At 60.1% G+C, this 23,498-nt stretch carries 19 protein-coding genes and 1 tRNA gene; 14 read left to right on the top strand and 6 right to left on the bottom strand.

The genetic code is table 11. The features are described from left to right. The first annotated feature begins 121 nt into the window (after positions 1-121). The 3 genes from HMPREF3149_RS12160 to HMPREF3149_RS12150 are packed head-to-tail and all read left to right on the top strand — an operon-like array spanning position 122 to position 2,249. On the top strand, positions 122-1,027 hold the full coding sequence (locus HMPREF3149_RS12160) for a DUF418 domain-containing protein (protein ID WP_070538453.1): 906 nt from the start codon (positions 122-124) through the stop codon (positions 1,025-1,027). Next, a complete protein-coding gene (locus tag HMPREF3149_RS12155) occupies positions 1,027-2,049 on the top strand; it encodes a trypsin-like serine protease (RefSeq protein WP_070538451.1) in 1,023 nt (340 codons plus the stop codon). Before HMPREF3149_RS12160 ends, HMPREF3149_RS12155 begins: the two co-directional genes overlap by 1 nt. Before the next feature lie 11 nt (positions 2,050-2,060). Next, entirely contained in the window at positions 2,061-2,249 is a 189-nt protein-coding gene (locus HMPREF3149_RS12150) for a hypothetical protein (RefSeq protein WP_042528855.1), read from the top strand. A 423-nt stretch (positions 2,250-2,672) separates the two neighbouring features. Here the strand turns inward: HMPREF3149_RS12150 and HMPREF3149_RS12145 are convergent, their stop codons facing one another. Beyond that, positions 2,673-3,701, bottom strand: a complete 1,029-nt coding sequence (locus tag HMPREF3149_RS12145; RefSeq protein ID WP_070538449.1) for a prephenate dehydrogenase — start codon at positions 3,699-3,701, stop codon at positions 2,673-2,675. A 39-nt stretch (positions 3,702-3,740) separates the two neighbouring features. Here HMPREF3149_RS12145 and HMPREF3149_RS12140 point away from each other — a divergent pair, with 39 nt between their 5' ends. The 4 genes from HMPREF3149_RS12140 (at position 3,741) to HMPREF3149_RS12125 (ending at position 5,183) form a co-directional block, all read left to right on the top strand. Continuing rightward, entirely contained in the window at positions 3,741-4,244 is a 504-nt protein-coding gene (locus tag HMPREF3149_RS12140) for a tRNA adenosine deaminase-associated protein (RefSeq protein ID WP_070538447.1), read from the top strand. Between the two features lie 34 nt (positions 4,245-4,278). After that, positions 4,279-4,710, top strand: a complete 432-nt coding sequence (locus HMPREF3149_RS12135) for a nucleoside deaminase (RefSeq protein WP_070538485.1) — start codon at positions 4,279-4,281, stop codon at positions 4,708-4,710. A 93-nt stretch (positions 4,711-4,803) separates the two neighbouring features. Continuing rightward, positions 4,804-5,001, top strand: a complete 198-nt coding sequence (locus HMPREF3149_RS12130) for a CsbD family protein (RefSeq protein ID WP_070538445.1) — start codon at positions 4,804-4,806, stop codon at positions 4,999-5,001. Positions 5,002-5,092: 91 nt separating this feature from the next. Continuing rightward, positions 5,093-5,183 (top strand) — tRNA-Ser (locus HMPREF3149_RS12125). Between the two features lie 48 nt (positions 5,184-5,231). On the opposite strand, the gene HMPREF3149_RS13700 is transcribed toward HMPREF3149_RS12125, so the two are convergent. After that, on the bottom strand, positions 5,232-5,399 hold the full coding sequence (locus HMPREF3149_RS13700; RefSeq protein ID WP_010188407.1) for a hypothetical protein: 168 nt from the start codon (positions 5,397-5,399) through the stop codon (positions 5,232-5,234). A 115-nt stretch (positions 5,400-5,514) separates the two neighbouring features. On the opposite strand from HMPREF3149_RS13700, the gene HMPREF3149_RS12120 reads away from it, so the two are divergent. From HMPREF3149_RS12120 to tgt, 3 genes are all read left to right on the top strand, one after another. Further along, complete coding sequence (locus tag HMPREF3149_RS12120; protein ID WP_070538442.1) at positions 5,515-6,765, top strand: MFS transporter; 1,251 nt, start codon at positions 5,515-5,517, stop codon at positions 6,763-6,765. A gap of 190 nt (positions 6,766-6,955) precedes the next feature. Further along, positions 6,956-9,388 carry an MMPL family transporter gene (locus HMPREF3149_RS12115; RefSeq protein ID WP_070538440.1) on the top strand — a complete coding sequence of 811 codons (2,433 nt, stop codon included), beginning with the start codon at positions 6,956-6,958 and terminating at the stop codon, positions 9,386-9,388. Between the two features lie 6 nt (positions 9,389-9,394). Beyond that, positions 9,395-10,678 carry a tRNA guanosine(34) transglycosylase Tgt gene (tgt, locus tag HMPREF3149_RS12110; RefSeq protein ID WP_070538438.1) on the top strand — a complete coding sequence of 428 codons (1,284 nt, stop codon included), beginning with the start codon at positions 9,395-9,397 and terminating at the stop codon, positions 10,676-10,678. Here the strand turns inward: tgt and HMPREF3149_RS12105 are convergent. The 4 genes from HMPREF3149_RS12105 to HMPREF3149_RS12090 all read right to left on the bottom strand — a co-directional run bounded on the left by HMPREF3149_RS12105 (position 10,666) and on the right by HMPREF3149_RS12090 (position 12,738). Beyond that, positions 10,666-11,394: a sortase family protein gene (locus tag HMPREF3149_RS12105; protein ID WP_042528868.1), complete on the bottom strand. Its 729-nt coding sequence runs from the start codon at positions 11,392-11,394 to the stop codon at positions 10,666-10,668. The two genes, tgt and HMPREF3149_RS12105, sit on opposite strands and share 13 nt — an antisense overlap. After that, entirely contained in the window at positions 11,387-11,671 is a 285-nt protein-coding gene (locus HMPREF3149_RS12100; protein ID WP_042528870.1) for a type II toxin-antitoxin system RelE family toxin, read from the bottom strand. Before HMPREF3149_RS12100 ends, HMPREF3149_RS12105 begins: the two co-directional genes overlap by 8 nt. Before the next feature lie 2 nt (positions 11,672-11,673). Continuing rightward, a complete protein-coding gene (relB, locus tag HMPREF3149_RS12095) occupies positions 11,674-11,883 on the bottom strand; it encodes a type II toxin-antitoxin system RelB family antitoxin (RefSeq protein WP_042528872.1) in 210 nt (69 codons plus the stop codon). Positions 11,884-12,003: 120 nt separating this feature from the next. Then, the gene (locus HMPREF3149_RS12090; RefSeq protein WP_070538436.1) at positions 12,004-12,738 is read right to left on the bottom strand and encodes a queuosine precursor transporter; all 735 of its coding nucleotides are present in this window, start codon (positions 12,736-12,738) and stop codon (positions 12,004-12,006) included. Positions 12,739-13,172: 434 nt separating this feature from the next. Here HMPREF3149_RS12090 and HMPREF3149_RS13995 point away from each other — a divergent pair, with 434 nt between their 5' ends. Genes HMPREF3149_RS13995 through HMPREF3149_RS12070 form a run of 4 tightly spaced genes read left to right on the top strand, consistent with a single transcriptional unit; the run spans position 13,173 to position 23,478 of the window. Beyond that, positions 13,173-13,883, top strand: a complete 711-nt coding sequence (locus tag HMPREF3149_RS13995) for a hypothetical protein (protein WP_246820013.1) — start codon at positions 13,173-13,175, stop codon at positions 13,881-13,883. Beyond that, positions 13,883-16,894, top strand: coding sequence for a VWA domain-containing protein (locus tag HMPREF3149_RS12080; RefSeq protein WP_070538434.1), 3,012 nt, complete (start codon positions 13,883-13,885; stop codon positions 16,892-16,894). The genes HMPREF3149_RS13995 and HMPREF3149_RS12080 overlap by 1 nt, the downstream gene beginning before the upstream one ends. Positions 16,895-16,951: 57 nt before the next feature. Then, positions 16,952-20,620, top strand: coding sequence for a tubulin-like doman-containing protein (locus HMPREF3149_RS12075; protein WP_070538432.1), 3,669 nt, complete (start codon positions 16,952-16,954; stop codon positions 20,618-20,620). Beyond that, positions 20,620-23,478 (top strand): hypothetical protein, encoded by a 2,859-nt coding sequence (locus tag HMPREF3149_RS12070; protein WP_042528880.1) that lies wholly within the window; start codon positions 20,620-20,622, stop codon positions 23,476-23,478. Before HMPREF3149_RS12075 ends, HMPREF3149_RS12070 begins: the two co-directional genes overlap by 1 nt. Positions 23,479-23,498: the final 20 nt, after the last annotated feature.

Raw genomic sequence — 23,498 nt, 5'->3', positions numbered from 1 at the left:
GCTGAGACACGCATCACGCAACGCTGAGTGAAACGCGCAGTCGAAAACGAGCACAAATAAGAAGACCGGCCAGAGACACTGGTCGGTCTTTAGACGTTTTCAACTGCAAGGAGATGAAAAGGTGTCAGCGCGTGCCCGAATAGTGGGCCTCGATATTGCACGTTCCTTGGCCATCATCGGGATGATCATCCTGCACATGGCCAACCTGGTGTGGGGTGTCAAAGTGGTGCTCTCAGGGCTGCCGGCAGCCGGCTTCGTCATCATCGCCGGTACTACGATGATGATTCTTGCCCGTGACTACTCGCTGCGGGTCTTCCTCAAGCTGGTTGCCCGCGGACTGATAGTCATGCTCATCGGCGTGGCCTTGCTTCCCGTTGGCGGTGAGATTCAGGTGGTGCTCGTGGTGATGGGCGCGGCCATGGCGCTGACCGCCTGGGTGCCGCCGCTGGCCACAGGCTGGAAGGTGCTGCTTTTCGCGCTGGCCACCGCGGGGGCGACGGTTCTCTACGCGCCGTACACGCTCCCGCAGGTCTACCCCCTCGTGGCGTTCGTGGCGTACATGGTAGCGGGCATGCTGCTTTACGACGTCTACCTCACCCGCTCCACCCGCACCCACACCATTACGACCGCGGTGGCTGCCGTTGTCACCGGCATCGGCCTGTGGCAGCGCTTCAACCCGGACATTCCAGGCTGGCTGCGCTTTACGGGGCATACGGGTGTGCTTGGTGAAATCCTTCTTTCCGTGGCTGTTACTGCGGTGGTGCTGCACCTGTGCCTGATCATCGGCCGGCAGCTGCCACGCTTGGTTTTCCCTTTCGCGGCATTAGGTTCGATGTCGTTGACCATCTATATCCTGCACATTCTCACCGCTCGTTATTGGCAGGCGAACGTCTCGCTGCACAACACCATGGCAGCCGTGGGCTTTGTGCTCGCTTTCCTGGTTCTCAGCGCACTGTGGAAAAAGTTCTTCGGAAAAGGTCCGGCCGAAAGAGCCGTGGCTTGGGCAATCAAGGAGGTGGCCGCGTAATGACGGCACGAAAGATAACTGCTGTTCTGGCCAGTGCTGTGGTCGTGGGGCTCGGCGCTGCGCCGGCCATGGCCTTGGAATTCGCCCAACCCGCACCTCAGTCGGAGGAAAGCGCTGCCGTAGCTGCGCTGCGCATGGGCAAGATCGGAAACTTCGGCGATTGCACCGGTACATTGGTTGCCGAGCAGTGGGTGCTGACCGCCCGCCACTGCTTGGAGTCTGTCAATAACGAGGGCACGCAGGCCCGCTTCGGGGACCGCATTTATGACGCTGACTCGTGGGCCGTATCGCCGACTATCGACGCCGGCCTCCTCCACCTCACCGAACCCGTCGAGGGCATCAAGCCTGCCAAGCTGGCGGACGCGGTGCCCACTGCCGGCGAGAAAGGCCACTTCTACGGTTGGAGTAGTAGCTCCCGCATGGCCCGTAAAGGCCAGCTGCCGATGGCCGAGATGGAAGTAGGCGAACTCCTGTCGGGTGGTACCCCACCTCATGAGGAAGCCGAAGCTCCTCAGGTGATGGAAGGCGGTGAGATGCCAGAGATCGCCGTTGGGCCAGACGGCGCGGAAAGCATCCCGGCGGGTGCGCTCGGCTCGGAGAGCGTTCCCGCTGGTGAACTTGGCGGATCCACCCCGATGATTGCCGCTGCCATCATGGACGTGAAGTCCCTCAACGGTGAGGGGATGCAGGGCGGTGATTCGGGCGGACCGTTCTTCGTCGATGGTCGGCTTGTCGGCGTGGCCACGGCTGGCACGTCGAATGCGGACCCTGATCTTCCGTCCCCTACTGCCGCTATCACCTCGGTGGTCGAAGTCCGCGACTGGATTGAGGCCATCACCAGCGGCCGCGATACCGACGGCGTTCTCAACGCTGATACTTCCCCGGCGCCGCCGACAACGATGCAGGTCAGTGCTCCCGTTGCATGGCCAGCGAGCATTGCCGCGGTAGTGGGGCTCATCGCAATCGCCTTCTTCTCGCGCCTGCGAGGCCGCAAGCCAAGCGCTGAAAAGCGCACCAGCTAGGCTGAAACTCCATGAAGGAGAAACTCGTTCCCTGTCTTATCGCCGGTGCCATCCTCGGCGTGGTGCTGTGGCTGGCTTCCGGCATGCTGTGGTTGTTGCCGGTAGGCCTAGTACTAGGTCTTGCGGGGTACCCGCTGCTCGGCATGACGCGCGATGAGTCTCAAGCCCGCAAGCGCCGCGACGACACCTTCCGTGACTAAGCGCCCCCGCCGCCGCACGCCGCTCCACGCCACCGCGCACGCTGTCATACGGCTCATCACTTAATGGTATTCCACAAAAGGCATCGTGTAAAAGGCATCTTTGGGGCTGAAAACGCCATCTGCAGTGCCCACGTGGCGTTTTCAGGCGAGAAAACGCCTTGTGGATAATGCCATCTGTGCGATGCCTTCTGGGACCACCGCCAATGGCGGGACGTTCAGCTATCTGCGCGGTAGCGGAAGAGTTCCGCAGATGGTCTCTTTACATTGGTCCCTTTAGTTTGGTCCTTTTGCTGAGCACAAGGACCATCTAGGTCTAGAAAATTGCTTGTACATGGTCCCTTTAGGCTGTAAAGGGACCAGAGTAACGGGACCGTACTAGAGGGACCTTGTGCCACAGCGGTGAGGGCGCGGTGAAACCACCGGCTAGAAAATCTCGATGCGCCCGCCGAGGGACTCGGTCTGGCGCAGCTGCGCCACCCAGTTCGGCGCACCCGGGTGCAGGCGCAGCACCGGGCGGGAAGAAATCTTGACCGGGGAGACCGATTCCTTCCGAGCGCCGGATCGGGCTTCAATGCGGGTGCGGGCTCTGTAGCCGGCGTCGGCAAGCTCGGCGATGGAAGGCTCCTCCGTAGCCAGCGAGTCACGGGCGGACTGCAGCAACTCCAGGGTTTCATCCAGGGCCTGGACTAGGGCGGCTGAGTTGGTTTCGCACATCTGGCGCACCAGGTCAGGGCGGGTACCGGCCACGCGCGTGCCGTCCTTGAAGGAACCGGCGGCCAGGGACTGCGCCAGGATGCCGCCATTATCGCCCACCACCGCGAGGGTCTCCGCCAGCACGTGCGGCAGGTGAGAAATGCGAGCCACCGCGGCATCGTGGTTGGCCACGCGCACCGGCACGGCTTCGGCATGGACCATCTGCGTCATGCGGACAACATCGGCGAAAATATTCTCCCATTCGGTGGGAATACGTTCGCCGCGGGCATCGCACTCAGCGGCGTAGTCATAGGTGATAACCCAGGCGGCACGGTGAAACAGGCCGGTCTGCGAGTTCTCCCAGCCGGACTTGGAGGTGCCCGCCATGGGGTGGCCGCCAACGTAGCGAGGATGCATGTCGCGTTCGATGACGAGCTGGCGGATTTCGGCCTTGACCGAAACAACGTCAGTAAACCCGCAGCTCGGGGCGTGCTCCTGGATAGCATCAAGAACCGACGCAACCGCGTCCATGGGCACTGCGATGACGATGAGCGCGTTGGCCTCTTCAGCGCGGCGCAGGATGGCTGGGAGGTCGTCGGTGACGTCAAAGCCCTGCTTCACAGCAATGCGGGCACCGGACGTGGAATGGTTGTAGCCGAATACTGGGTGCTTGGCCGCGGCGAGATCACGCAGCAGGGAACCGCCGATGAGGCCGAGGCCGATAATGCAGACGGGGCGTTGAACATCTTGAGAACTCACGGTGACAATTGTGGCACAACCCGACTAATCTGACGAGGTATGAGCCACGACGATCTCTCTTTTTCCATCACCGTCGCGCGTGACGAGCGCGGCTGGGTGATTCGCCCCTTCGAGGATGACTTCGACGATGTCCAGACCTCGATCAAGGCGGTGCGCAACCTGCGTTCCGAGGGCGCGGCGTTTGCGCTGCTGTGTGTGGAGGATGACTATTTCGTCGTGGTCCGCCCGGTGCCGGGGGATGTACGCATGCTGCTTTCCGACGCCACCTATGCCGCCGAAGACGACTTCGCCGCGGACTTCCTGGACTTGCGCGACATCGATATCCCGGATTTGGACGAAGACGAGTGGGAGGACGCCGACCCGTACGGCGACGGTGACTTCGACATCTTCGCGGACCTCGGCCTCGATGAGGACCAGGTGGGCTACATCATTGACAACGATGAGGACTGGCCGTCCGACATGCTCCTGCGCATCGCCGGCGAGCTGGGCTTTGGTGATGAGTTGGAGGATTACCTCGACGGCCTCGACTCTGATGCCACTTAAACCGGCGGAGGGATTGGTGCGCGCGGAGTCTCGCATGCGCCGCGCCCTGGAGGTCGCACGCACCACGCCGGCGGGGGATATCCCGGTGGGGGCCGTGCTTTACGACGCCTCCGGCGACGAACTCGTCACCGGCGTTAACCGCCGCGAGCAGCTGAATGACCCCACCGCGCACGCAGAGGTGGAAGCCATCCGCCAGGCAGTGCGCGTGCATGGCGATGGCTGGCGGCTGGAAGGCTGCGAGCTGGTTGTCACGCTGGAGCCGTGCGCAATGTGTGCGGGTGCGATTCAGGCTTCCCGGGTGTCCTCGGTGGTCTTTGGTGCCTTTGAGCCGAAGACGGGGGCATGTGGCTCGCTTGTCGACGTCCTCCGCGCCCCCGGCGCCCTCCACGTCCCGCAAGTGCGCGGCGGCGTGCTGGAGGGAGAGTGCGCGAACCTGCTCACCGATTTCTTCAGTGGGATTCGCTGAGAGCGAATGTGGACTCTTGTCGCTGCAGCCGCACCCGAACCGGGTGTAGGCTGGGGGCCACATCAGAAACGCTGATAGATAAAGGAGCAAACTATGGGTGATTTCGAGAACAAGAAGGACGAGTTCGTCGGCAAGGCTAAGGAAGCTGCCGGCAACGTAAGTGACAACGAGAAGCTGGAGAACGAGGGCAAGGCCGACCAGGTCACCTCTGAGGCTAAGCAGAAGGCTTCCGATGCCGTCGAGGGCATCAAGGATAAGGCCAACGAGGTCATCGGTAACCTCAAGGACTAATTCCTAGCCTCAAGTAGCTGAATCGCTGTCCGTGCCGCCTGGCGTGGGCAGCGATTTTGTCGCTCGGGACGACTCCCGTAATCTGGAACGCGGTGGCGTGTCCGAGCGGCCGAAGGTGATCGCCTCGAAAGCGATTGTTGGGTAACCCCCAACCGCGGGTTCAAATCCCGCCGCCACCGCCATATCCGGCACTCCAGTTTTAAGCTCTGGGGTGCCGGTCTTTTCATGTTTTAGAAGCCGGCTCGCCCTCTATCAACATCTCTTTGGAAATCCAGCGCGGCTTGGCGTGCCTCGGGGTCGTGGTCTTCCGTACGCTTGTGAATCCGCCGGCTCATCATGCCTGCAGGGATAGCAATGAGAAGGATGGCCGCGACGGCAACAATGACGAAAGTTGACATGGGGGTCTCCTAAAGCACTTCAGTGGATAAAACTCTGGCTGGACAGGGAGTGAGCGTGTCCCGACTCTCTATAGTGAAATACTATGACATGTAACACTATAAGATGTTGTGATTAATGAATAGTCTTTCTTTTAAAGCTACGTTCTCGCTCGTCTTTGCAGCCGCTGTCGTTTCCGGGTTGGGTGACGGCCTCATCCCGATTGCTTTTGCGCTTCAGGCGCACCGAGTAGATCCGTCGGGCCGTGGCTTGACGGTGGTGCTTATCGCGCTGTGGGCGGGCCGCTTTCTTAGTTCTTTAGTGGTCCGAAAACTGCCGCCACCACACCGGCCAGTGACCTGGATGCTGGGGAGTGACGTCGTTCGGATGCTGGCGCAGTGGGGACTTGTAGCGTGGGTGGTTGCGCGCGGCGATTCTATTGCTGCGTTCGCGCTCTCAAGCTGCGTGTACGGTTGTGCCTCGTCATTCTTTGGACCAGCAAGGTTTAGCCTTTTGTCGCAGCTGTTTTCCGACGAGCAGCGCACCCGAGTCAATGGAACCCTATCGATGCTCGGTGATGTGCTGTTTATCGCCGGCCCCCTCATCGGTACAGCGGCAGTGCTCACCTTGGGATTTAACACGGTATTGCTTATCGACGGCGCCACCTTCCTCGTGGCCATGCTCTTTGTTCTTCCGTTTCTCTCAGTACGTAGAGAACCAGCAGGAGAAAGCTCTAATAGCGCCGCGGCTGAACCAGAACCGGACCGCGCAGGTTCATCGGCTTCGAACAAGCCTCTTACGTCCCCGACGCTCCCTAGCTGGGTGCGGGTAGGGCTCGGCACCTGGCTGGTCGCGGCAGTTGTCAACGGCTTCCTAGGAAGTGCTGGCCCTACATGGATTATGAATACTTTCGACGAAAAATCGTGGGGGTTTATGGCAACTGCGCTTGCGGTCGGTTCGCTGCTTGGCTCAGCCGCAACAATTCTGAAGGCATTAGATCGGGTGCGTTTTAGCACCTTGCAATTCCTGATGCTGATTCTTCTGGCCGGACAGATCCTAGCTTTGGCATTCTCCTCTGTCTTCGTGCTCATCGCGGCAGTTGGTGCTGCCGCGTCCTTGTTGATGACAGCGGCAGGTATTGCGTGGGATTCTCTGGGGCAGTCTTTGGGGGATGATGGCCTGGTGCACCAGTTCGCCACGAAGGATCAGCTGGTCTTTACCGCCGGTACCCCTCTTGGAATGATTCTTTTCGCAACACTTTCTTCTCATCCTGGTGTTGCAGCGGTTGCCTTGGCAGCTGCGTTGGTCGTCGCAGCTGTTGCCTCGTCCTTGCCTGTGGCGCGTTCGCCGCGTACGGCAGATATGGCTGAGGGTGCTGTTTCTTTGTGATGAAGTGAAGTACGCATGGCAGGTGTGTCATTGGCTTGTTGGCGGTGAAGCCCTGTAATCACGAGCTGGTGCTTATCTGGTCACGTGATGTCGTTAGGGCTTCGAAGCCCCACTGGTTAAACTGGTGCACATTCGTGTCCACCACCAAAGCTTCCGCGACGAATAATCGCGCACGTGAAGGGGAAAATCCGTGGCAAAGCTGCTCTATCGCCTAGGCCGCTGGTCCTACATCAATCGATGGAAGGTCATCATCGCCTGGATCATCATCGTGGCGGCGGCAGGTGGTGCAACGCTGGGGCTCATGAAGTCCATGACCACGGAGTACTCCATCAGCGGCACCCCGGCGATCGATGCTACCCACCGCGCGGTGGAGCTCTTCCCAGAGAACGGGAACCCCGCCAATTCGCCGTCGGTCAACCTTGTTTTCAAGGCTCCGGAAGGGGAGAAGCTCAGTGAGCCCAAGAATGAGGCCGCGATCAAAGACGTGGTGCATCACATTGCAGAGGGCTTGAATATTCCGGAGGGAAGCCAGCAGCGTTGGGGCAACCCGCTTGACGTGTCGCCGGCGCTGCAGCAGCAGGTCATCGAGCAGTTCACCTCCATGGGTTCGCCGGAGGAAACCGCGCGAGCGGATGCCGATAACCTGGCCATGGTCAATGCCGATGAGACGATTGCGTACACCACCTTCGATTTCGATGCGGAAAGCCCCTATTCAGTAGACCCCGCGGATAAAGAAGTGGTCCATGAGGCTATGGACATTGGCCGCGAAGTGGGCTTAGAGGTAGAAGCCGGCGGCGCGGGCTTCGGTGACGAAATCCAGGTCAACTCGATATCTGAGGTCATCGGTCTGGCCGTGGCGTTTATCGTCCTCATCATCACTTTCGGCTCCTTGGCTTCGGCCGGAATGCCGCTTATCTCCGCTGTCGTGGGCGTGGGCCTGGGGGCGATGGGTGTCATGATTGCGACCCACTGGATTGAGCTCAACAACCTGACCCCGGTGCTGGCCGTCATGATCGGCTTGGCCGTGGGCATCGACTATGCGCTGTTCATCATGTCGCGCTACCGGCAGGAGCGCTCCCGAATGGATGGGCCAGACGCCGCCGGCATGGCCGTCGGCACGGCGGGCTCCTCGGTGGTCTTTGCCGGCGCCACGGTCTTCATCGCGCTTTTCGCTTTGCTCGTGGCACGCATCAGCTTCCTCACTGCCATGGGTCTGGCGGCTGCGGGCACGGTCTTCATGGCCGTGCTCGTGGCGCTGACCTTGGTGCCCGCGATGCTGGGCCTGCTGGGAGATAAGGCCTTTGCCGGGCGCATCCCCGGTGTGGCCGGCAACCCGACGAAGCGCCGCCCGCGCCGCACGAAAGCAACGATGGGCAACCGGTGGGTGCGCACGGTGCAGCGCGCGCCGGGCGTCGTCATGGCGTTGGTGGTACTGGGGCTGGGCGCCTTGACCACCCCGGTGCTCCACATGGAGCTGGCGTTGCCCGCGGATACCACGTCCAACCCGGACACCACGCAGCGCAAGGCGGCGGACCTGCTTTCCGAAGGTTTTGGCCCCGGTATCAATGGCCCCTTCCTCGTCATCGTGAACGGTGCCGAAGCGAACCCCGATTCCGCTGCTCTCAAACCTTTGGTGGAGGCTCAAGCAGGGGATGAGGATGAGCAACAGAAGGCGGCATTGGCCTCCTTCATGTACTCGGCACAGCGCCTCAACCAGGTGGGTGGTGTGAAGCATGCGCAGCTGGTGGGTGTGAATTCCGATTCCACGGCCGCGCAGATCATGGTCAGCCCCACCACGGCGCCGACGGATGAGGCCACGGTTGGTACAGCCTCCGCTCTTCGTGCCGCGAGCCATGAAATTGAGGACATCACCGGCGCCGAAGTCGGTATGACGGGCCTGACCGCGGTGCAGCTCGACATTACCGAACGCCTTGAGGGTGCCATGGGGCCCTACCTCGCCATCGTGGTGGGCCTGGCCATCGTCCTGCTGCTCGCGGTCTTCCGCTCCATCCTGGTGCCGCTGGTGGCGGGCCTGGGATTCTTGCTCTCCGTCGGAGGTGCCTTCGGCCTTACGGTTTTGGTGTGGCAGGACGGCTTCACCGGGCTGGTTCCCGCGCCGGGCCCGCTGATTTCCTTCATGCCCATCTTCCTCATCGGCGTGACCTTTGGTCTGGCCATGGACTACCAGGTCTTCCTGGTGACCCGTATGCGCGAGCATTTCTCCCGCTTCCCCAAGGGCACCGATGGACAGTACCGCAAGTACAACGCCAATGATGAAGCCACTATTGCGGGCTTTACCGCCGGTGCGCGCGTGGTTACGGCCGCAGCAATCATCATGATTGCAGTGTTTGTGGCCTTCATTAACCAGCCGTTGCCCTTCATTCAGATCTTCGGCTTCGCATTGGCGTCGGGCGTGCTTTTCGACGCCTTCCTAGTCCGCATGTCCCTCGTCCCCGCCACCATGTTCCTCATGGGGCACACCACCTGGTGGATGCCGAAATGGCTGGACAAGCTGATCCCGCAGCTGGATATCGAGGGCACCGCGTTGGAAGAGGAATGGGAGCGCAAACACGCGGCAGCATCCCGTGAAGCAGAGGATAAAGCAGCGCAGCCCGTAGAATAGTTTCCTATGACTCACCCTAAGCCGCAGCTGGAGACCGACCTTTCCTTCGAAGTTAAGAAGGAGCTGGACTTAAGCGGTCCAGCACAACCGGGAAAGCACGGCCGCACCGGTGTTATCCACACCCCGCATGGAGATATCCAGACCCCGGCCTTCATCCCGGTGGCCACCAAGGCCACGGTGAAAACGTTGACCCCGGAACAAATCCGGCTGACCGGGGCTCAGGCTATTTTGTCCAACGCCTATCACCTCTACCTGCAGCCGGGCCACGATATCGTGGACGAGGCCGGCGGTGTTGCCACCTTCGAGAACTGGCATGGGCCGACCTATACCGACTCGGGTGGATTCCAGGTCATGTCCCTCGGCGTGGGTTTTAAGAAGGTCCTCGCCATGGACGTGGCTGACTTGACGGAGTCCGATATCCGCGCGGCCAAGAAAGAGCGCATGGCGCAGGTGGATGAGGACGGCGTGGATTTTAAGTCCATCATCGACGGCTCCTCTCACCGTTTTACCCCGGAGGTCTCCATGCAGATCCAGCATGGCCTAGGTGCGGACATCATGTTTGCCTTCGATGAGCTCACAACCCTGGTGGATACTCGCATCTACCAGGAAGAATCCGTGGAGCGCACGCGCCGCTGGGCGCAGCGCTGCCTGGATGAGCATGACCGCCTGACCCAGGCCCGCGGCCCGCAGAAGCCGCGCCAGTCCCTATGGGGCGTGGTGCAGGGCGCGCAATACGAGGACCTGCGCCGACAGGCCGCGAGCGGTCTGGTTGAGCTCTCCGATCGTGCGGAAGCAAACGGTAAGCGCGGGTTCGGTGGCTTCGGCATCGGTGGCGCGCTAGAGAAGGAGAACCTGGGCACGATTGTGGGCTGGGTGTGCGATGAGTTGCCCGTCGATAAGCCCCGGCACCTGCTGGGTATCTCTGAACCCGATGACATCTTTACCGCCGTAGAGGCTGGTGCCGATACCTTTGACTGCGTGGCACCGACCCGCCTGGCGCGCCGCGGTGGCGTGTACACCCTGGATGGCCGCCTCAACCTCACCAATGCGCGTTTCAAGCGCGACTTTAGCGGTGTGGATGAGGAGTTCGGCGGTTACGTGTCGGAGAATTACTCCCGCGCCTACATCCACCACTTGCTCAAGGCCAAGGAATTCTTGGCTGGCACGCTGTGCACCATCCACAATCTGGAGTTCATGATCCGCCTGGTAGATAACATTCGGGAGTCTATCGACGGCGGCTACTACGAGGCCTACCGCGATGAATTCATGGGGCGCTACTACGCCAAGTGACCAGTGACGATGACGTTATACTCCAAATCCGTATAACCATCGACGGCGCAGGCAATGAGCACGATGCGCCCGGGCACCTCGGTATTCATGAGGTCGGCGTCGCTACCGAATTGATTCTTGGGGATGAGGAAAGCGTCATCCACTACCCACTCACGGCCGGCACCATCGGCCGAGGTCATGCGGATGTGGGAACCGTTGAGGGTGGACGTCGCAAAGCGCTGCACCTGCACTCCGTCGAGGCCCTCCACCGTGGTGGGAGAGCTCAGGTCCACGTTGGCCGTGACGACCTCGGAGAAGGGATTGAACACGAGTTTCTGCTGGCCCCACGCATGCCCCAACACATAGGTCGTGCCCTGCTCAGCCGTGGCGGGGGACTCACCCCAGCCGTCGACCCAGCGCACCATCGTGGCTTGCGGGCCGGCGGGGTTGAGTGGCACGACGAAAGGCATGGAGTCATAGGTCGCCCCCGTGATCGTGGCCGGGCCATCCATCTCAAACGTGCCGGTCAGTGCTGGTGCCGGGCCCTCATTAAGTGGGGGTGGGGTGGGCGCTGCGCTTGACGACGCCTCACTGCTCACCGTCATCGACTCCGACGCGGCCGCGTCGCTCGTCGTTTCAGGTGACGGGTCTTCTTCGGTCCCCGAGCACGCCACAAGGCTTAGGGCCGCGGCCAGGCTCAGAGCAAGCATGAGGGACGTTCGACGCTGCTTATGCATCGTAGATGTCTTTCCGGTGGCCAATAGCGAATATCTCAATCGTTACTTTCTGGTCGTGGATGTACGCCAGAATGCGGTAAGAACCGACCCGATAGCGCCATTCACCTGAACGGTTTGAAGTCAATCCTTTTCCGAAAGCTCGAGGGTCTTCGCAGCCCTCGAGGTTCTTGTGGATCCACGTCACGATGATTCGTGCATCGAATCGGTCAAACTTCTTTAGCTGTTTGCGGGCTTTCGCCGTGAATTCGACGTGATATGAAGTGATTCTCTCCGACATCTTTAGAGATCCTCGAGGACCTCATCAAGGCTAAACCGTTCGCCAGAATCCTCTGCCATTGCTGCGCGCAGTTCCTGAAGGTCGTAGTAGTCCTCGACCCGTTCTAAAAGCGCTGCTCGGGCAAAATCAGATATCGTACGGCCTTCAAAGGCAGCTAGATTCCGAACGAGTTCCGCGTCGTTATCATCCATGCGAATTGTCAACGTAGCCATATTCCCTCCTTAACCAACGTGAATACATTGTATTCTATGGGGAGAACGAAGGGAAGGGAGAAAGAGACCCCCTCAGCACAGTGCGTGCCAAGGGGGTGAAAGCTCGGGGATAAGTCGCGGCTACTGAGAAGGCGTTGCCGTAGGGGTTGTGATCTCGTCGGTAGGTACGTAGTCTTCGCGGCGCTTGACCCAGGAGATAACCAGGGTGGTCAGCGGAAGCATGATGACCTCGCAGGCGGTCTTCCACAGGAAGCCGACGATGACGTAGTTCAGGAAACCGCTGAAGGAATCGATGCCGATGACGGGTGCTGCGATGGCGCAGAACAGCAGTGTATCGCCGAATTCGCCGACGACGGTGGACGTAACAAGGCGGGCGATGAGTCCCTTCTCACCGCTGCGGGCCTTCATCTTGACCAAGGTGAAGGAGTTAAGCAGCTGACCTACGACGTAGCCGACGAGAGAGGCGAGGAGGATCTGCGGAACGAGGCCGAGCGTGGCGGCGAAGGCCTCCTGGCCTTCGTAGAACTCAGCTGCGGGCAGCCAGATTGCAATATAGAAGGAAACTGCGGCCAAAAGAGCCATGGCAAAACCGATATACACGGCGCGGCGAGTGGACTTGAAGCCATAGCATTCGGAGAGAACGTCGCCCACAATGTAGGCGAGGGGGAAGAGGAAGAAGGCGCCGTCGGTGATGAGTGGGCCGAGCTGGACGCCCTTGGTCGCGTTGATGTTCGAGATGAGGAAGGTAACGACGAACACCGCGACCAGCCACGGGTACAAAGTGGAATGTACCGGGATGAATCGGATGCTCTCGCCACCCTTTGCGGTGGTTGCGGTTGCCGATTGAGTTGTCATGGAACAGCATTTTTCCATGAAAATGGGGGAACTAGAAATGGGGTAAACCAAGCACTACTACTGGGGAGTACTCCCTACGGCTAGCTAGTCGACAAAAACCGCAGATGAGCAGGCGCTTTCAGAGGTAATGGCTGGGGCGTTTATTCAAGAAGATATCTAAAGTGGGCAGAAAAAATGACTGTATTATGGCATCCTTTTGCTTGCAGTGTTGTCGTGTTCCCTGCGCGTTTCCTGTCTGTTGTGTCTGATGAGCGCTCGAAGAAATTCGGGCGCGTTCGATTTTCACGTCATGACTAGGAGAGCGTGTCCGGGATTGCGACTACCTTAAATCTCAAGGCTCTCGGCTCTCCGGCTGATTCCTCGTTTCCTGTGTCTTAAGGCAGGGAAAGGGGGCATTAGTTGGGGCATAACCCGTTATAGGGAAGGTTATCGCTATGACATTTGGTTCCCCAGGTTCGTCACCTCAGTTTGGCGGGCGCCCGCCGCACGGTGCGCCTTCTCCAAACGCAGGGGCGGGACACAACGCTGGTTCTGGCTTTGGTGCGTCCGGTGGGCCCAGTGGATTCGGTGCGCCTGACCCCGCCCGGGCCCCCGTACCACGTCCCGGCTCCGGAGCGCCCTCGGGCCCCGGTACTGGCTTTGGCTCAGGCTCTGGTTTTGGTTCGGTACCGAACCAGGGCGCCCCAGCCGGCTCGAATCCACATGCAGGCTCGAGCACGGGTAGCTCCTTCGGCGCGCCGGGTTCGTCGGATGGCTTTGGTCAGTCTTCCCCGGCTCCGGATTACCGCCGCCAGGTTGCAACGCCGACCGTTCCCACCAAGGGCCCGTGGCCGCTGCTCATCGCCGGTGGTGTGTCAGCGGTCATTGCCCTGATTGTGCTGGTGCTGGCGCCCCTCGTTGCCTCCCCAACGCAGGGGCTGTATTTCGGTCTTGCGATCGCGGGCTGGTTGCTGGCAGGCATTGTTGCCTTTGTTCTCCTCGGCCTGTACACGCTGAAGAACACGCAGCGTCAGGCCGAGACGTTCTATGTAGAGGACACCACGCAGACGCTGCTCTACCGCATCATCATGGGCGGTAGCTTCCTCCTCGTCATCGCCGCTGCAGTAGAAATCGCCTTCTACGTGGGAAAGGTGGTTGGAGCCTAATGAAGAAGTTCACCCGCGCACTAGCCCTGTCCGCAGCTGCGATGCTGGCCGGCTTCGGAGGAAGCTTGGGAGCTGTGGCTCAGGAAGCGCCGCCAGCCCCCGACGCTCCAGCCCCCGACGCCCCAGCTCCCGACGCTCCAGCCCCCGACGCTCCAGCCCCCGAGGCGCCGGCTCCCGAGGGACACCCGGAAGAGCATGGCGACGATCAGGGCGCTCATGCGGACGAAGCTCCAGCCCCGCAGGAGCACCGCGAAGGTATTGGATCTGAGTCCAAGCTCTCTGAGGTCTCGCAGAAGAACTTGTCTGACTTCGGTTCCTGTATCGCCAGCGAGAAATCCGCTGATCTGCTCTTTGTTCTGGACCAGTCTGCATCGCTGGTGGGGTACGAAGGTTCTACGCCTACGGACGCCGACTTTTTCCGTGTGGATGCCACGGGGGACATCATCAAGCAGCTGGCGAATCTGGGCGAGGACAATGGCGCCGATATCAACGTGAAGCTCTCCGGCTTCGGTTCTGAGTATTACAGCGATCCGGCTGAGTATGGTGGTTGGACCAACGTCTCCGGTAAGGCTGATGCACTTGATGGCGAACTGGAGAAGTTCCGCCAAGAGGACCGCGTTTCCGATCTGGAGACTAATTACGGCGCTGCCTACTCTGGCGCCTTGAAGGAATTTGCTTCCCATCAGGGCAGCAACTGCCGCGCCATTGTGTTCTTCACCGACGGCAAGTATTACACCGATGCTGAGGCTAATGACCTGCAGGGAGCCCAGGATAAGCTGTGTGAGGTTAACTCCTCGGTGACGGCTTTCCGTAACTCCACTATCCGCCTCTTCAACGTCGGCTTGGTGCCGGCTGCGGAAGCACAGGACCAAATTCGTCAGCTCACCCGCATGGCGGAGGGTGATGACTGTGGTCAAGGGGCCCCGAATGGTGCATTCTTCGATGCAGGCGAGGACCCAGCAGCATTGTTCGCCGCCTTCCGAAACCTCATTCCGACCTCAGGTGGCGTGACCAAGGACGGAAACCTCAAGGACCAGTTTGACTTTGTTCTAGATAACTCCGTCTCCCCGGTGCGTTTGTCGGCGGTGCCGAAGAACTCGGTTGAAGAAGGAAAACTCACCCCGACTCTGACTGGGCCCAACGGAGAGGTGGTTGAGCTTAACGCTGATACGACACACGTTGCTGGAGCGAAGGTCTCCGTGACGGAGAACAACAAGCTTCCTGGCATGGTGGATGTTTCCATGGAAAAGGATGGCGATGACTGGGCCGGCGCATGGACCTTTGGCTACAAGGTGGCCGAGGGCGCTGAGGGCGAGTATCTCGCTTCCGTCGTCATGGTACCTGGACTTAATCTCAACCTCACACGTGAGGACGGTTCAAAGGTTGCCGGCGGCATCAACTCTGACCAAGTCATCAAGGGCCAGTTGGTTGATGGCAAAGGCGAGCCCCGCACCCTCGAAGGCGAGGGAACAGTGCATGCAGAGTTTGTTCCGGAAGACGGTTCACCGGTAACTCTCGTGGACAACGCTCCCATTACGGACGGCCAACCAGTCGACATTCCGCTGGAACACGTAGAGAATGCCGCGTCGGGCCACTTGGTCACCCGCGTGGATATCACTACAAAGGGCACGGAGGATCGCCCAGGCTCCAAGCTTGATCCCATCAATGCGGAGGCCCCTCTCACCATTACTCCGGTCAATATGCCGACCGTGGGCTCCGCGCAGACCATCACTATGACGGAGAAGGAGATCACAGTCGATGTCCCAGTGACCGGACCCGGCAAGGTGTGGGTTGCTGACCAGACGGTGGATTCCGCAAATGGCATGCTTCCCTCGGGAGTGTCCTCCATTGCTGTCTCCTCCCAGAACAACTCCGAGGACTCTGCACTAGAACTGTCCAAGGACGAGAAGGCCACCATACCGGTGACCCTGAGCGTTGAGAACATTGCAGATGGCCCACTGCGAGTGGAGCCGGTGATTAATCTCCAGTCGGCAGAGGATAACCAGCAGATGGAGCTGCCGCTTACTCTGCAGGGCTCCATGAGCGCACCACTGAGTAAATCCGCATTCGGCTTGGCATTCGTCCTTGCGGTTCTACTGGCACTGTTGATTCCGCTGGCCATCCTTTACTTCATGAAGTGGTTCTCCGGCCGCATTCCGGCGAAGCCACGCATGTTCGTCAAGACCATTCCGGTGAAGCGTGATGGTGCTAACCTCGTGCGCACTGATAATGGCCGTCCGTTCTCAGTTAGCAAGGACGAGTTCCAGGGCGCGGTGCCGGTGGAGGCATCGGCGCGCGCGGCGCAGCTGGGGCGCAATGAAGCCAAGGTGAAAATGGGGTTGAGTCCCTTCACTGCCGCTCACGTAGAGATTCAACGCGACGGCACTATCTCCGGCAAGGGCAAGAAGTCTGGCTATCGTGCGGTGCTGCCGCTGGCCATCCAGAATGAGTGGTTCTTTGTTGGTAACCAGAAGGACCGTGATTCCGGTGAGATTGTCATGACCGTCGATACGTTGGCTCAGGCTCACCACTATGACGAGCTATCCAAGGAGATCAGCCGTCAGGCGCTGCCGCTCTTTGACCAAGTTGAGTTCCCGGCAGAAAAGCAGCAGACTCCTCCGCCGACTGGGCAGCAACCGCCTCAGCAGCCGGGTGGCCAGCCAGGGCCTTCTGGCGCGCAAGGCGGTCCTCAGCCTGGTCCACAGGGAGCTCCGTTCCACGGTGGGCAGCAGAATGCCCCACAGCATGGCGGCTTTGGCTCCTCTCAGCCCTCGGGTCCGTCGCAGCCCAAGCAGCCTGGTCAGACCGGACAGCCAGGCTTTGGCGCTGGATCGGGATTCGGTGGCGGTTCGGGCTTTGGTCAGCCGCAGCGTCCAAGCCAACCAGACCAGCCAGGGCGGCCCAGCAGCTCAGGCTTTGGCCAGCCAGGGCAGCAGCGTCCGAACAATCCTGGTACCCCTGGTAACAACGGCGGCTTTCCCCCGAACCCCGGGTTTGGCTCTCAGAGCTAAGTCGGTTTAGCACCACACAACAGCACAGAAGCGAAGCCCTTCGAAAGGTAGTTAAAGATGAAGAAGTTCCTCGTCGTCGGTTGCGGTGGCTCCGGCGCCAAAACCCTGGCGTTCATGATGGACCAGCTCAAGGCTGAGCTGCGCAGCATTGACCCAGACATGACAGAGCTGCCCAAAGCATGGCAGTTCGTCAACATTGATGTGCCTCTCGAGGAGGAAGCTGGCCCGCAGAAACTGCCTAATGTCACCCAAAACGGCGGACAGTACGTGGGCATCGGTTCGCGCCAGAACTACAACACTTTTGACGAAGGTGTCTCCAGCATCCTTGGCCGCTCCGGCAAGCTCGGTGAAATTGCTACCTGGGCTACCCGTAACCCGTCCACCAATGATGTCAAGCTTGCGGACGGCGCCGGCCAGTACCGTGCCATCGGCCGCATGCTGACCCTGCCGCACCTCAAGGAGATTCGTCAGTCTCTCAAGGCGGCGGTGGATGAGATGTTCACCCAGGAAGCCATCCAGGAACTCAACCGCCTGAACTACAAGCAGACCAAGCTGGAGTCCGATACCGGTGACTCCGAGCCGGTTGTTCTCGTGGTGTCGTCCATGGCCGGTGGCGCCGGTGCTTCCATGTTCTTGGATGTGTGCCGCGTGCTCACCACTATCCCGAACGTGAATCCGCAGGGCACGCTCGTCTTCATGTACACCCCGGAGATTTTCTCCGATAACAAGGCTGATGACATGGCCGGCGCGTGGCCCAACTCCCTGGCCATGTTTGGTGAGGTCGTTGCAGCTCAGATGGGCAACTCTAGCGACCATGACCGTGCCATTTTTGAGGCCTTCGATATGGGCAATCCGCCGGAGGGGCAGACTTTCGGTCGTATTTTCCCGATTGGTTCCAAGATGGGCACCACCAGCGCTCGCTTCGGCGACGGATCCGCTATGTCCATCTACCGGGGTCTTGGCCGTGCACTCGCCGGTCTGATGGCCTCCACCAAGGCCAGCGACAACCTCGTGTCCTACGCGCTGACCAACACCCCGGCAGGTGACGGTGGTCGTCGCTTCTTCGGTTGGGACAGTCCCAGCGGCGGTACTCCATGGGGCCGTCTGCCTTGGGGTTCACTGGGGTATGCCCAGGTGTCCATGGGTCGCGACCGCTTCGCCGAGTATTCATCCCAGCGCCTCGCCCGTAGCGCCTTCGAGCGACTGTTTAACGGTCACCTCGACCCGCAGAATCCTGAGGCGGGCGAGATGCAGATTGCTAAGAAGCTCGAAGAGCGCCTTCCCAATGCCTTTAGCTCCATCACCCTTGACCCGTCTTGGGCACGGGGTGGTCAGATTGATAGTGGGAGCGTCTGGAACTGGCTCAACAGTGTTTTCGGTGGCCAAGCCCAGCAGGCCGCTGACACCGCCACGAAGTACCTGCAGAACTACATTCCGGTAGGCCAGGGACGCAACGTCAACGAGTGGCGTGAAGAGTTCGAGGGCAACCTGGCTGATCCCCGCAATGAGCAGGCCATCGCGTCCGTGCTCAACAACGCTGCCTATGACATCGTGTACCGCTACGCCAACTTCTTCACCGATAGCGTACTGGCCACCGTCGAAGGCGAGCTGGCTGCCGTCGGCGTGCCCTATGTACGCGAGATGCTCTCCAAGATCACGGATGTGCTTACGAACTCTGACCGCCTCATGCCGATTTTGGCGGAGTACTCCGGCTACTACCACAACACGCGAGTGCTCACGAAGCCGGAAGGCGCAGACCCCATCCTGAGCCCGCTGACCGGTAAGGGCCAGATGACAGATCCGACGCCTACGGTCAACGCGCTCATGGGTCTGTACTACAACCAGTTCTACAGCTACGCGCTGATGGCCATCGCGCACCTGTTGAAGGACGTCCTTCAGGATTACGCCGATGAGAACCTCTTCCATCTCAAGCGTGAACTGGGCGATGCCCACGCCGTGTTGGAGAAGGCAGTGTCCAAGCGTGCGGAAACCAACAAACTCGCCGATGTGCGCACGGATGAGGTCAACGCGTGGCCGACAGAGATTGATGAGGTTGTTGAATCCCGCTTCAAGGGATCTGAGAACGAAATCATGCTCACGGACGTCAACTCCTTCATCTTTGACTACAAGGACCAGATGCTGCGCACTGTCCAGGGCCAGCAGTCCACCGCGGATGTCACCAACTATGAGCAGGCCTATCCCTTCGCAGTACGCGCCGTTATTCGCGGCGAGTGGGAATCGCTCGATGCAGCTCAGGCTCCGCAGGACACCTTGGCACCACAGAAGCGCACCAATGACGCCTATTCGAACCGCGCCGGCTGGGTATCCAAGTACCTGTCGCGCCACCCGCAGACTGGTGAATCCCGTGAATCCCAGCGCGCGCACTACCACGCCAAGATTCGCCCGACGGACCTGCTGGAGCGCTCCCGTCAGTGGATCAACCGCCGCGATTATGAGTTCCAGAAGTTTAACTCTGTGGATCTGCGCCGCTACCTCACCCTGACTCCGGACATCAATGAGGTTGAGCATGCAGAGCGCCAGCGTCGCTTCGTAGAAGCCTTCCAGCTGGCTCTGAGCTATGCCCGTCCGCTGGCAGCTGTCAACGATGACATGGTTCAGCGCATTCACGGCAAGTCAGTCCAGTACACCTATTCCTTCTCTGATATCCCGTTCGCCGAGCTTGGTTCGGCAGAGAACGGCATCGCAGCTCGGCTTGAGTCCGTGCTCAACCGCCCAGAGATTGATGGACCGTCGTCGGTAGCTTTGCGCAACTCGCTGAACATGTCGGATCACGTCCAGCACATCGAGATTTTCGGTTCTTACCCGAATTACTCGCCCATCGTCTTCTCTTCCATGTTCAACTACATTGCGAAGGACATTGAGAAGCAGGACAATTTCGATGGTTCCTGGTGGTCCGAGCGCCGTACCCGCCCGCTACCGGCAGCTTTGCCACTGACGAAAACGGAGCGTCAGGCGATGGTGGCCGGCTGGATCATCGGCCGCATTACCGGCCGCGTGTACATTTCCAACCCGGATGCCAGCAACGCCGCGGCCCACATTTTTGATGACACCGATGGCGGCGTGAACAACTGGGTAGACTTCCCGAATCCCATGCTCATTTCGCCGCGTCGCATGATCAAGAAGTCGGACTGGATGTCCTCGGTCCTTGAGTCCATCTTCATTGCCTACGCCAAGGTGCAGGAGAACGGCCCCCACGGTTTCGCATCCTCTCTGTACCCCTATCAGCTGCTACGCGGGCTGTTCGACGACGGCCTCGATTTTGCTCACTCCGGTGCCTCCACCCACCCGGTGGTTCGCCGGCTGGCAACGTTCTTGGCATCGGGCGAGGTGCCGAACCGTGGAACCGTGGGTACCTCCATTCAGGATCGCTACGACACCTTCGTGGCAGAGCTGGATAAGTTCGCCCGCGGCGCGGATCACTTCGTCCCCGGCCACAACAATGCTCTGCCGGGGCAGGGACGCACAGATAAGCCGTTCGCAGAGATTCGTTCCCGTGAGGTGGCATCAATGACGCCGTACTACCGTGACTTGGCGGAGGATGTCATTGTGATGATCCCGGTAATCCGCAACTATTTGGACCAGGCCAAGACCGTGGCGGAGAACCCTGTAGCGCAGCCGGCCCCGCAGGTCCGCAGCTCCGAGTCTGGCTTAGGGAACACCACCGCACCGGAATTCAACCTCAACGATCTGGATGACACCTTCTAATGACGAACGTAATTATCTTCGGGCACGGCGCGACCGCGGATGACATCCGCTCGCGGCTCAGCGATCTGCGTGCCGTCGGTCTCCTGCAGGACTTCCTATGGATTGACTACGCGCACCCCACCAGCAGTGCGGTAGTGCGCTCCTTTACGGAGGAGGGCACCGCGCGCTTGTCGACGTTGGACGAGGCCCTCCGCAGCTTCACCGGCGATGTTCTCCTCGCCACCATTGATCCGATGGATGCGGACCAACCACAGGACGTCGATAAGCTCACGGCGTGGGTCAGTGCCGTTGACCAGCGCCTCATTCAGGCTTCGAACCTGCGCGTCCGCCTCTTGCTGTCAGCCCTGCCGGTAGAGAATGTGGATATCATGCCACTGCAGGGATGGAGCAATCTCGTGCTGTCTCCGGAGGAGGGCGGAACCCCGGCATCCTCACGCATCCGCCCGATCAAGCGGACGAAGGATGGCTTCGAGCTCGCGCAGTTCGCAGCTCCTGCCGTGGCCAGCATCTTTGGCCTATGGCGCGGCATGCCGGAGCCCGCTGTGCTCGACCCTGACACGCACCGCGTTATCGAAACCGGTGACCGCCAGCGTTTCCGCCTCGTGCGTGCGTTCCACCGGACCATTGATGCCAGTGATATTGAAGACAAGGTCAAAAAGGCTGTCTTCGATCCCACCCAGCGTCTGCCGCAGCCACAGGTCAACAACATCTCGCGGGCTGTACACTACGCCAACCCGGAGCAGCTCACGGATCAGTGTGCGCAGATGTTCATTGACCAGGAAATTTCTCCACTGGTGAGCGCGCCTACCGCCTACGAGGAGCTGCAGTCCCACAAGGTGAGTGGCTGGGCAGCACTCAAGGATAACCTCCGCCTGTACTGGTCAACCGTTATTGGTAAGCCACAGGATTGGGTCGAAGGCCAGCGCGGCGCCATAAACAAAAACGCGGCCACCTTCCTGCAGAAGATGCTGTACGGCGAGAATTCGAGCGTCGAGGTCGTCTTGGCGGGGCACTCCGGCAAGGGTAGCGGAGCAACGAGTGTTGACGAGCTGCGCCAAGCCAGCGAGCATGCACTGCGTGTGGCTAAAGAGCAGCATTTCTCGCTGGGGCAGGAGCCGCAGCTATCGCGTACCTGGGAGGCCTACCACGATTTCGCACTGGGACTGGTTGACGGTTCTTGGCGCGACAGCATTGATGTTCAGGGCCTACGCAATAACCAAGGCAACATGTACATCGTGCAGTACGGCGGGCAGTCGGTACAGGATGTCAGCGCGTCCTTCGAGGGCTTCCACCCGCTCATGACGAGCACATTGGGGTACACACATGAGTCACAGGCAACGGTGGCTCCTTTTGACCCAGTGGGTGCAGAGCGCTTTGCTGCTGATATCGAATACACCAGCCAGCAGACCCGCAACGAGGCCGTAAGCCGCAAGAAACACGAGTTTGCTTCGTGGCGGGCGAAGAACAGCACTACCTTCGCGTGGAAGGTGGGCCAGGGCCTCTGGGACACGGTGGGCCACGCCCAGCAGAAGTACCGCGAGGCCCATGCCAAGGCCCGTGAGCTCCAAGAACTGGCCAGCAGCTTCCAGGCCCGCGACTTCAACGCGGAGAACAAAGCTCTGACCAGGAAACTGCGCACAATGTGGATTGTGCTCTTCGTTGTCCTTGCCCTCATGACGTACATGGTGGCCGGCCGGTACAACCCGGATCTGCCACTAGGCGAGTACCTGCAATGGTTCGACTGGCCGTGGTACGTGGTGGGCCTCATTCTGGCGATTGTGCTCTTCCTTGTGTGCTCGTGGGCGGTGTTCACAAAAGCTCAGCGAGAGATCTTTGATTACGTGCAGCGCCGAAAACTGCTGAACCGTAATCAGGAGATTGCAGCCCAGAACCTGGCCACCGCCTCGGCAGAGATTTCACGCATTTCCAATGCCTATAACCAGTTCCTGAGCTGGTCGGCGCTATTGGGCCGCGCAATTTACGCGCCGTTTGGCCGCAAGGAAACTTCGAGCGATCATCTGCGTACACCGCAGTCTGGCCTCCCAGAGAACGCGCGCATTGCGCAAGCCGTGCTCAGCCGCGATGATGCGGTGCGCATGACCGATGAGATTCGCTCCTACATTTATCAGTCGGAGTGGGCGCACAAGTCCCTCAAGTCCTTGCTGGATGACATGAACGACACCTTTGAGCGCAACCGCACGGGCCACTCGGCTGTGGCGCTTAATGAGATGTGGGGCATGGCGGGCTTGGGCTCAAGCACCCCGCTGGATAATCTTTCACGCAGCCTGGATCACCCGTACATGAAAGATCGTGATGCGAAGCAGCAGGAGTGGCAGAAGGTCATCACGGATCCGCGTATGACGCGCAGCCTTCAGCAGTACCTGGGCCACGTGACCTTCCGCGAGGAAGGTGGCAGCCGTAGTCAGAGCACGAGCGAGTTCCTTGCCGGTATGAACCAGGACAAAGGTGCCTTGCAAGCCTTCAGCCCTAACGCGCTGACCAGTGCAGGTGGCGCCGAAGGGTTCACGGAGATTGATGGTGACCGCACCCGCATCGTTGAAGTCGATAGCCAGACGGCACTGACCAGCCAGCTGTCACGCTCGGTCACGGTGGTCCAGTACGGCAAGATCACCGACTTCAAATACCTCATCCCCGATTCGGCATCCGGCGCGTACACCTTTGACAACCCGTCGGCTCTGTCCCTCGATGAGCTTGATGACACTAGCCACATGGGTTTCGCCACACCATCCCAGTCCGATGCACAGGAGAACTCCCCATGGCAGCAGGGCTCGAACGCCAACCCAGTCTTTAGGCAGCCGGGTGCGCCGGACCTGTCGGACCTCGATGAAACCTTCTAAAGACCGCTGATCTAAGGAAC

Origin of the sequence: Corynebacterium sp. HMSC05E07 (genome assembly GCF_001807225.1) — a bacterium.
GTDB classification, from domain to species: Bacteria; Actinomycetota; Actinomycetes; order Mycobacteriales; family Mycobacteriaceae; genus Corynebacterium; species Corynebacterium singulare.
Note: the sequence above shows the minus strand (reverse complement) of the source record. Positions and strands in the feature narration are given on the sequence as shown.